Below are 6,486 nucleotides of genomic sequence, written 5' to 3'. Positions count from 1 at the left end.
GACGGCCGCGAGACCACCCTGCGCACCAACGCCGCCACCGTGCAGGAGGCCCTGGACCAGGCCGGCCTCACCCTCCAGGGCGAGGACACCACCTCCGTGCCGCCCGGCTCCTTCCCCCGCGACGGCCTCACCCTGCACGTGCGCACCGAGCGCAGCGTCACCTTCATGGCCGACGGCCGCGAGACCACCCTGCGCACCAACGCCGCCACCGTGCAGGAGGCCCTGGACCAGGCCGGCCTCACCCTCCAGGGCGAGGACACCACCTCCGTGCCGCCCGGCTCCTTCCCCCGCGACGGCCAGACCGTCACGGTCCTGCGCATCACCGGCACCCGCGAGGTCCGCGAGGAGCGCATCCCGTTCCGGACCGAGCGGGTCCAGGACGACACCCTCTTCGCCGGCACGGAGGTCGTCGAACAGGCCGGCCGCCCCGGCGCCCGCCGGGTCACCTACGCCCTGCGCACCGTCAACGGCGTCCGCCAGAAGCCCCGCAAGATCGCCGAGGAGACGGTGCGCGAGCCCGTCGACGCCCGGGTCCTGGTCGGCACCAAACCCCTGCCCACCTCCGTCGCCGGCGCCGACGGCCTGGACTGGGGCGCCCTCGCCCGGTGCGAGTCCGGCGGCCGGCCCGGCGCCACCGACCCCTCGGGGACGTACGGCGGGCTGTACCAGTTCGACGTCGGCACCTGGCAGGCCCTGGGCGGCAGCGGCCGCCCGCAGGACGCCAGCGGCGAGGAGCAGACGTACCGGGCCAAGAAGCTCTACGTGCAGCGGGGGGCGAGTCCCTGGCCCCACTGCGGCCGTAGGCTTTACCGGTGAGCACCGCAGAGCAGCACGAGCAGCACGAGCACCACGACGGCCCCGGGGGCGGCGACGCCCTCCTCGGGCCCGCCGACATCCGGGAACTGGCCGGGGCGCTCGGCGTACGCCCGACGAAGCAGAAGGGCCAGAACTTCGTCATCGACGCCAACACGGTCCGCCGGATCGTGCGCACCGCCGAGGTCCGCCCCGAGGACGTGGTGGTCGAGGTCGGTCCCGGGCTCGGCTCGCTGACGCTCGCCCTGCTGGAGGCTGCCGATCGGGTCACCGCCGTCGAGATCGACGACGTCCTGGCCGCCGCGCTGCCCGCCACCATCGCCGCCCGCATGCCGCACAAGGCGGACCGCTTCGCGCTGGTCCACTCCGACGCCATGCTGGTCCAGGAGCTGCCCGGCCCGGACCCGACGGCGCTGGTCGCGAACCTCCCCTACAACGTCGCCGTGCCCGTGCTGCTGCACATGCTCGACCGCTTCCCCACCATCGAGCGCACCCTCGTCATGGTCCAGGCCGAGGTCGCCGACCGGCTCGCCGCCCGGCCGGGCAACAAGGTCTACGGGGTCCCCTCGGTCAAGGCCAACTGGTACGCCGACGTCAAGCGGGCCGGGGCCATCGGCCGCAACGTCTTCTGGCCCGCCCCGAACGTCGACTCCGGACTGGTCTCCCTGGTCCGCCGGACCGAGCCGGTGAAGACCACCGCCACCAAGGCCGAGGTCTTCGCCGTGGTGGACGCCGCGTTCGCCCAGCGCCGCAAGACCCTGCGGGCCGCCCTGGCCGGCTGGGCCGGCTCGGCCGCCGCCGCCGAGGCCGCGCTCGTCGCGGCCGGGATCTCGCCGCAGGCCCGCGGCGAGGCCCTGACCGTCGAGGAGTTCGCCGCCATCGCGGAGCACAAGGAGGCCGGCCGGTGACCTCCACCCGCGCCCCCGGGGCCCCCGGCGCCGCCTCCGTCACCGTACGGGTCCCGGCCAAGGTCAACGTGCAGCTCGCGGTCGGCGCGCCCCGGCCCGACGGCTTCCACCCCCTGGCCAACGTCTTCCTCGCCGTCTCCCTCCACGACGAGGTGACCGCGACCCCGGCAGCCGAGCTGACCGTGACCTGCTCCGGCCCGGACGCCGGGCAGGTCCCCCTCGACCGGACCAACCTGGCCGCCCGCGCGGCCGAGCTGCTGGCCGCCCGGCACGGCATCGCCCCCGACGTCCACCTGCACATCGCCAAGGACATCCCCGTCGCCGGGGGCATGGCCGGCGGCAGCGCGGACGGCGCCGGCGCCCTGCTCGCCTGCGACACCCTGTGGGGCCTGCACACCCCGCGCGAGGAACTCCTCGACATCTGCGCCGAGCTGGGCAGCGACGTGCCCTTCAGCCTGGTCGGCGGCGCCGCCCTGGGCACCGGGCGGGGCGAGGTGCTGACCCCGGTCCCGGCAGGCACCTTCCACTGGGTCTTCGCCCTCGCCGACGGCGGCCTGTCCACGCCGGCCGTCTTCCGCGAGTTCGACCGGCTCACCGCCGCCGTGGACGTCCCGGCCCCGCAGGCCGACCCGGCGCTGCTGGCCGCCCTGGCCTCCGGCGACCCGGACGCCCTCGCCGCCACCCTCGCCAACGACCTCCAGCCCGCCGCGCTGTCGCTGCGCCCGCAGCTGGCCGCCACCCTGGCGGCGGGCACCGGCGCGGGCGCCCTGGCCGGTCTGGTCTCCGGCTCCGGGCCCACCACGGCCTTCCTCGTCCGCGACGAGGAGTCCGCCCTGAAGGTGGCCGCCGCCCTGGAGGCCTCGGGCACCTGCCGCACCACCCGCACCACCACGTCCCCCGCACCGGGAGCCACGGTCCTGACGACCTGAGTGGCCGGGCGCTGGGGCGGGGCCGGGACGGTTAGGGTGAGGGGTTGAGAGATCCCTTTCCCTGGAGTGCGTCTGATGGCCGTCAATCTGGTCAATGTCGAGGCAGTCAGCAAGGTGTACGGCACCCGCACCTTGCTCGACGCCGTCTCCCTCGGCGTCTCCGAGGGCGACCGGATCGGTGTCGTCGGCCGCAACGGCGACGGCAAGACCACCCTGATCCGGATCCTGACCAAGCTGGAGGAACCCGACACCGGCCGGGTCACCCACACCGGTGGATCCCGGATCGGGGTGCTGACCCAGCACGACTCGCTCGACCCCGCGGCGACCGTCCGCCACGAGATCATCGGCGACCTGGCCGACCACGAGTGGGCCGGCAACGCCAAGATCCGCGACGTGCTCACCGGCCTGTTCGGCGGACTGGACCTGCCCGGCTTCGACCAGGGCCTGGACACCGTCATCGGCCCGCTCTCCGGCGGTGAGCGCCGCCGGATCGCGCTCGCCAAGCTCCTCGTCGCCGAACAGGACATGCTCGTCCTGGACGAGCCCACCAACCACCTCGACGTCGAGGGCATCGCCTGGCTCGCCCGGCACCTGCAGGAGCGGCGCTCCGCCCTGGTCTGCGTCACCCACGACCGCTGGTTCCTCGACCAGGTCTGCACCCGGATGTGGGACGTGCAGCGGGGCGAGGTCCACGAGTACGAGGGCGGCTACAGCGACTACGTCTTCGCCCGCGCCGAGCGCGAGCGCATCGCCGCCACCGAGGAGGCCAAGCGGCAGAACCTGATCCGCAAGGAGCTGGCCTGGCTGCGCCGCGGCGCGCCCGCCCGGACCTCCAAGCCACGGTTCCGGATCGAGGCCGCCAACGAGCTCATCGCGGACGTGCCCCCGCCGCGCGACCGCAGCGAACTGATGCGCTTCGCCGGCTCCCGGCTCGGCAAGACCGTCTTCGAGCTGGAGAACGTCTCCGTCCAGGCCGGCCCCAAGCTGCTGCTCAAGCACCTCACCTGGCAGCTCGGCCCCGGCGACCGGATCGGCCTGGTCGGCGTCAACGGCGCCGGCAAGACCTCGCTGCTGCGGGCCCTGGCCGAGGCCGCCCGCACCCAGGGCGAGTCCCAGCCCGCCGCCGGCACCATCACCGTCGGCCGGACCGTCAAGCTCGCCTACCTCTCCCAGGAGGTCGGTGAACTCGACCCGTCCCTGCGGGTCCTGGAGGCCGTGCAGCGCGTCCGCGACCGGGTGGACCTCGGCAAGGGCCGCGAGATGACGGCCGGCCAGCTCTGCGAGCAGTTCGGGTTCACCAAGGACAAGCAGTGGACCCCGGTCGGAGACCTCTCCGGCGGCGAGCGGCGCCGGCTGCAGATCCTGCGGCTGCTGATGGACGAGCCGAACGTGCTCTTCCTCGACGAGCCCACCAACGACCTCGACATCGAGACCCTCACCCAGCTGGAGGACCTCCTCGACGGCTGGCCCGGCTCGATGATCGTGATCTCCCACGACCGGTTCTTCATCGAGCGCACCACCGACACCGTGATGGCCCTGCTGGGCGATGCCACCCTGCGGATGCTGCCGCGCGGCCTGGACGAGTACCTGGAGCGCCGGCAGAAGATGGTCGAGGCGGCGGCGCCCGCACCGGCCCCGGCGGCCGCGGCCAAGGAGAAGTCCGCCGGTGACGCGCGCGCCACGAAGAAGGAACTGCAGAAGATCGAGCGTCAGCTCAACAAGCTCGCCGACCGCGAGACCCACCTGCACGCCCAGATCGCCGACCACGCCACCGACTTCGAGAAGGTGGCCCGCCTCGACGCGGAGCTGCGCGAACTGATGGCCGAGCGCGACGACTTGGAGATGCGCTGGCTGGAGCTGGCCGAGGACGCCTGAATTCCGGTCGTGCACACCGGATAACGACGGCGTCACGGGCCGGTCCGCCCTTGGGAACAGGGGTGCGACCGGCCTCGGTACGTCCGGCCCCGGGTGATACAAAGGTCATCCCCCCACCCCTCGCCCGGCCCGTCGGGCCACCCGGACCGCCGAAGGTATGCGCTGATGACTGTGCCGCCCCCGCCGCCGAACCAGCCGCCCGGCCCCGACGGTTACGGCCATCTGCCCGGGCCCCCGCCGCAGGGCTACGGCTACCCGCAGGGCCCCAATCCGTACGCCCAGCAGTACCCGCCGCAGCAGCCCGCCCCGCCGCAGCCGCACGCCCAGCCGCCCCAGGCCGGCCCGGGCTGGGGCCCGTACCCGCCGCAGCACGGTGGTCTCCCGCAGGCCCCGCAGCCCGGCGGCCCGGGCGGCGGCCGGTCCCGCAACAAGCCGGCGCTCGTGGCCGCCGCGATGGCCGGCGTCCTGGTGCTCGGCGCCGGCGGGTACTTCCTGCTCGCCGGGGACGACGAGGGCGGCAAGGACCCGAAGGCACAGGCCTCCGCACCCGCCGACGCCAAGCCCTCCGGCGGGGCGTCCGTCGACAAGGGCGACGGCAACGGCGGCGGCGGTCAGGAGGCGGACCTCAACTCCGGCCGCAAGCCCGGCGAGGACAAGGTCCTGTGGGTGAAGACCAACTCCGTCGAGCTGCCCGGCGCCGGCGCCGACGCGCCCGCCCAGTGGGTCGTCGGCGACACCGTCGTCAAGGCCGCGTACAAGTCCGTCACCGCCTACGGGGTACGCGACGGCAAGGAGCGCTGGACGGTCTCCTTCCCCGAGAAGATCTGCACGGCCACCAACACCACCACCGCCGACGCGAAGACGGTGGTCGGCTTCATGAACGGCCAGTCCAGCAGCGCCAAGTGCAACCAGCTCAAGGGGATCGACCTCAAGGCCGGCAAGGAGACCTGGACCAAGGAGGTCCCCGACGAGGGGATGTTCGACATCATGGTCTCGCCCACCCTGGCCATCGCGGGCGACACCGTCACGGTCAGCCGCATGGGCCCGACCAGCGCCTTCAAGGTCAGCACCGGCGACAAGCTGTTCGCCCGGACGGAGCAGCCCACCACCGACGGCAAGTGCGTCCCCGAGACCTACGCCGGCGGCAGCCGGATGGTCGCCGTCGCCCGCTGCATCGACGAGGGCGAGGAGGTCCAGGGCGCCGACCCGGCCACCGGCAACACCACCTGGGGCTACAAGCTGCCCAAGGACTGGAAGGTCACCAAGGTCTACTCGGTCGACCCGGTCGTCATCGACGTCACCAACAAGACCAAGAAGGAGCGGGCGGTCGCCGTCCTCGGCCCGGACGGCAAGCTGCGCACCCAGCTCACCGGTGAGGGCAACTTCGCCGCCGAGTGCGACCTGACCCTGCTCGACCGCTCGCTGCAGAACTGCAAGGGCGCGGTCGTCGACGGCCCGTCGAACACCATGTACCTGCCCACCGAGGGCCGTTCGAACGAGATCGCCGCCTTCGACCTGACCACCGGCAAGATCAAGTGGCGCACCCCCGCGGGCGAGGGCCGCCGGCTGCTGCCGCTGCGGGCGGAGAACGGGCAGCTCTACGCCTACCTGGACGCCGAGAAGGACAAGGGCGGCGAGGTCGTGGCGGTCCCGGCGGCCGGCGGCAAGCCGACCACCCTGCTGCGCAACCCCTCGGGCCCGGCCGCGCCGGTCGAGAACGCCTTCTTCTCCCCGCAGCTGGACTTCGTGGACGGGCGGCTGTTCATCTCCGCCACGCGCCTGCTGGGCAACAGCAAGGGCGGCCAGGAGAAGCTCCTGATGGTCTTCGGCAAATGAGTTCCCGGCAGTGACAGTCTTCGGCACGTGATGAGAGGCAACAGCACCTGATGAGTACCCCGCCGCCCCCACCGAACCAGCCGCCGGCCGGCGGCTGGTTCGGTGGGGGCGGCGGGGTACTCATC

Annotated in this window: 5 protein-coding genes; all 5 read left to right on the top strand. The window is 73.4% G+C overall.

From position 1 onward, the window contains the following. A partial coding sequence (locus EF918_RS30850; RefSeq protein WP_125652225.1) for a resuscitation-promoting factor occupies window positions 1-816 on the top strand: 816 nt, incomplete at its 5' end. Further along, entirely contained in the window at window positions 813-1,721 is a 909-nt protein-coding gene (rsmA, locus tag EF918_RS30845) for a 16S rRNA (adenine(1518)-N(6)/adenine(1519)-N(6))-dimethyltransferase RsmA (RefSeq protein ID WP_125652224.1), read from the top strand. The genes EF918_RS30850 and rsmA, both read left to right, overlap by 4 nt. Next, window positions 1,718-2,650, top strand: coding sequence for a 4-(cytidine 5'-diphospho)-2-C-methyl-D-erythritol kinase (locus EF918_RS30840; RefSeq protein WP_125652223.1), 933 nt, complete (start codon window positions 1,718-1,720; stop codon window positions 2,648-2,650). The genes rsmA and EF918_RS30840 overlap by 4 nt, the downstream gene beginning before the upstream one ends. Before the next feature lie 75 nt (window positions 2,651-2,725). Beyond that, the gene (locus EF918_RS30835) at window positions 2,726-4,525 is read left to right on the top strand and encodes an ABC-F family ATP-binding cassette domain-containing protein (RefSeq protein WP_125652222.1); all 1,800 of its coding nucleotides are present in this window, start codon (window positions 2,726-2,728) and stop codon (window positions 4,523-4,525) included. A 165-nt stretch (window positions 4,526-4,690) separates the two neighbouring features. Further along, window positions 4,691-6,361: a PQQ-binding-like beta-propeller repeat protein gene (locus tag EF918_RS30830; protein WP_125652221.1), complete on the top strand. Its 1,671-nt coding sequence runs from the start codon at window positions 4,691-4,693 to the stop codon at window positions 6,359-6,361. Window positions 6,362-6,486: the final 125 nt, after the last annotated feature.

It is taken from the genome of Streptomyces sp. WAC06614, assembly GCF_003949795.1.
Taxonomy (GTDB): Bacteria; Actinomycetota; Actinomycetes; order Streptomycetales; family Streptomycetaceae; genus Streptomyces.
This window is presented reverse-complemented; position numbering and strand designations above follow the sequence as displayed.